This window comes from Mesorhizobium sp. M2A.F.Ca.ET.067.02.1.1 (assembly GCF_004023285.1).
Taxonomy (GTDB): Bacteria; Pseudomonadota; Alphaproteobacteria; order Rhizobiales; family Rhizobiaceae; genus Mesorhizobium.
The window spans coordinates 1-3,006 of sequence record NZ_RZSB01000734.1 but is presented as its reverse complement, the minus strand read 5'-3'; the positions used below and the strand labels follow the sequence as shown (position 1 = coordinate 3,006).

3 protein-coding genes and 1 pseudogene are annotated in these 3,006 nt (G+C 65.4%); all 4 read left to right on the top strand.

Going from position 1 to position 3,006, the window contains the following annotated elements; genetic code table 11:
• Positions 1-321, top strand: a pseudogene (locus EOA28_RS30910) (hypothetical protein); the annotation flags it as partial.
• A gap of 12 nt (positions 322-333) precedes the next feature.
• Positions 334-1,296: a TniB family NTP-binding protein gene (locus tag EOA28_RS30905; RefSeq protein ID WP_245501640.1), complete on the top strand. Its 963-nt coding sequence runs from the start codon at positions 334-336 to the stop codon at positions 1,294-1,296.
• Between the two features lie 298 nt (positions 1,297-1,594).
• The gene (locus tag EOA28_RS40555; protein WP_245501639.1) at positions 1,595-2,359 is read left to right on the top strand and encodes a hypothetical protein; all 765 of its coding nucleotides are present in this window, start codon (positions 1,595-1,597) and stop codon (positions 2,357-2,359) included.
• A 355-nt stretch (positions 2,360-2,714) separates the two neighbouring features.
• Positions 2,715-3,006 (top strand): DUF1403 family protein (locus EOA28_RS30890; protein WP_128315617.1); only part of this gene is annotated, 292 nt, incomplete at its 3' end.

Here is a 3,006-nt window from a genome sequence, read left to right as displayed (position 1 = left end):
CCTACGATCCGCGCGATCTTTCGAGGGTTTTCGTGCGCGCTCCGGACGGCAGCCGCTCGCCGATCCGCTTTGCAGATCTGCGGCGCCCGCCGATCACACTCGGCGAGCACCGCCGCGCCCGCTGCTCTGCGAGAGCGCGGTCTGGCGCTGGTCGACGAGCAGTTGATCTTCGAGACCATCGAGGCCCAGCGCGCACTGGTCGATGAGGCTACCAGGCGCACAAAAGCGGCGCGTCAGCTGGCGGAAAGGCGCGACCGGGCACTCGCCTCTGCCGTGTCCAACTCGCCGGTTGCGGCCGAGCCTGCACAAATCGAGGAATGAGCGGCCGATCGATTGGAGCAAGGTGCCGGTCTTTCCTGTCGAGGAATGGTCGTGAGAGGGGAGGGGACATACGAGCACCTCGACGACCGCTACCGCCGCTATGCCGCTTTGCCCGACGAAGAGCGCATTGCCTGGATCAAAGCAGACCGCTGGATCGGTTTCGATCAGGCGCAAGCAGCACTTGTCCGTCTGAATGCCTTGCTGGCCTATCCACCGCGCGACCGTATGCCCTGCCTGCTGATCTATGGCGACACCGGCATGGGCAAAACCAAGATCGTCCGCAAGTTTGAGCGCGCGCACCCGGCCACATTCTGCCAGTCGACCGGCGTTACCAATAGGCCGGTCGTGGTGGCGCAGGTACCCTCGGAGCCGGTCGAGCGCGACCTTTATCGAGAATTGCTGGCCAGTCTGCAGGCTCCCGCGCTCGTTGGCGGGACGCTCGCCCGGGAGAAAGACGGCTGTCGCTCGCTGTTGCGCACCGTCGGCGCCAGGATGATCATGCTCGACGAGGTAAACGGCATGCTGGCGGGGACCTATCGACAGCAGCGGATTTTTCTGAATGCGCTGCGGTTTCTCGCGAACGACCTGAGAGTGCCGCTGGTCTGCGCCGGCACCGATCTGGCGCGCCAGGCCTTGCTCACCGACGCTCAACTCGCCGAGCGCTTCGAGGCGTTTCATCTAAAACCCTGGACGAACGACCACGGCTTTGCGCGGCTCTTGAATAGCGTGGCTGGCATCCTGCCGCTGCGTGTTCCGTCCGATCTCGAAAGCGAGGCGGTTCGTGGACGGATCCACATGCTCACCAGCGGCGTCACGGCCCGGATTTTCCGACTGATCGAAACGGCGGCCGAAGAGGCGATCCGGTCGGGACGGGAACGGCTCGATCGGATGAGTTTTGGAGACGATCTCGTGCTGCCGCTTGTGTCGATGACGCAATCGGCACGCCGGCGGATGCCGAAAGCGGCGGCCGGGTGATGGTGCCGGGTCGTCTGCCCGTCGCGCCGCGGCCCTATCGCGACGAATTGCTGTCATCCTGGCTGGCGCGGCTGGCGTGCCGCTATGGCCTTACGGGGCAGGAACTGGCCGATCATTTCGCCCACGACGGCAGTTGCTATTCGTCGCCCTTGTCGATCGACGACAGGACGCCAGCACAGGATCAGACGAGGGTGTGGGCGCAGGCCTGTGGTGTCGACCCCGAGCGACTGCAGCGCCTGGCCTTGAGCAGGCGGTTTCCGCGACGTCCGCGATCATGGCTCGTGAGCCGGGGACCGGAATGGGCGCCGTCGGCAATGGCCCGATCAATCCCGGTCTGTTTCGCTTGCTTCGCTGCCGATCAATCCGCAGGCCGCGACGCCTATTTGCGCGCCGGCTGGATGCTTGCCGAGCGCTGCATCTGCCCCCGTCCACGCCCAGCTGCTTCACGATCGTTGTGTCTCGTGCCACCGACGTCTTTCCGCAGTTTTCCGACTGCTTGACGGATGCGCACGACATCACGGCAAGCGTCAACGGTGAAAATCCCGAGGGCGACAGGCTCGAGAAGGCACTCTCAGTGCTCTGGGCGCCGCTGGACCATCCAGCCGCGGCGCGACCCGTGCTGGCGCTCTGGTTCAATGAAGCTGGCTGGCGCTGTCCCTACGACGTCCGGCATGCCGTCGGCGCCGCAACTCCGCTCGGCCAGTTGCCGGTGCGCTGGCGTTTTATCACGCTGCTGGCTTTCGACGATGTTTTCGGCACCGGGCTGCGCGGTGACGAGGGATTGCCGCCTCTCGCCGCGCATCTGGTGCGGCGGGCCGCGTCACGGCAGATTCGCTTCTCAAGCCGACGGCCGAGCGGCCAGGCGCTGAAGCGGTCATCGGCCGAATATGAGGGGCTGGCACGTCAAATTCTGGCTGATCCGGGCTGGATCGCCGCGGCAAAGCTATCTCCGCGGAAACGGGAGCGTGTTCGCGCTCACCTGATCGATGCTGCGCTTGCCCGGAACGCGCCCGCAGCGTCGCCCAAACTGCCGAGCGACGAGCAGGCGATTCAGAAATGCTGAGACGGCATGCTTCGGTCCGTAGTCTCACGAATTCGGATTCATCCGGCCGCACTAGGATGCACGAGATTTCGTCCGGAAGCCCGATTGACGTCGATTTCGGCATTCTGCTCGACGAGAGAGGTTGTCCGGGGATTAAGCGCAAACCCGGTCCGCTCAATGGACGCGAATTCTCGTCGATCTGACGCCTAAAGGAGGCCGTCCGCCGGTGAAAAACGAGCGACAGGGGCCGTTTCAAGGCACTCATTTAAAACGAATGATAAGGCAACATTATCATTCCTTTTGTTGCTTCGACAGGCTGTGCGTTTTGGCGCGAAATAGATGGTGGAAAGCGCACGGCCGCTTTACCCTCGAAAGCATGATTCGCCTCGATCCCGCGACCGCCAGTCCCGCCCCGCCGCCGATCGTTCCGGTCTGGGCGTTCGCTGCCGGCGGCGCGCCCAGCGACGCCGACGCCGCCTTCCAGGCGGGCGCCGCGCTGGCTTCGCTCGACACGCTGGCCCGGGCGCAGCCCGCCTGGGCGGGCGCCTGGCGCCAGCGGCTGGCGCTCAAATGCGCCGCCGCCTCGATGCGGCTCGCCGGCCGCGCCGAGGACGAGGCCGCCTTGCGCGACGCCTGGCAGCTTTGCCCGGCCGGCGCCGATCCCGGTC

Coding starts and splice junctions, on each gene's coding strand:
- EOA28_RS40555 (WP_245501639.1), top strand. CDS start 1,595: ATGGGCGCCGTCGGCAATGGCCCGATCAATCCCGGTCTGTTTCGCTTG.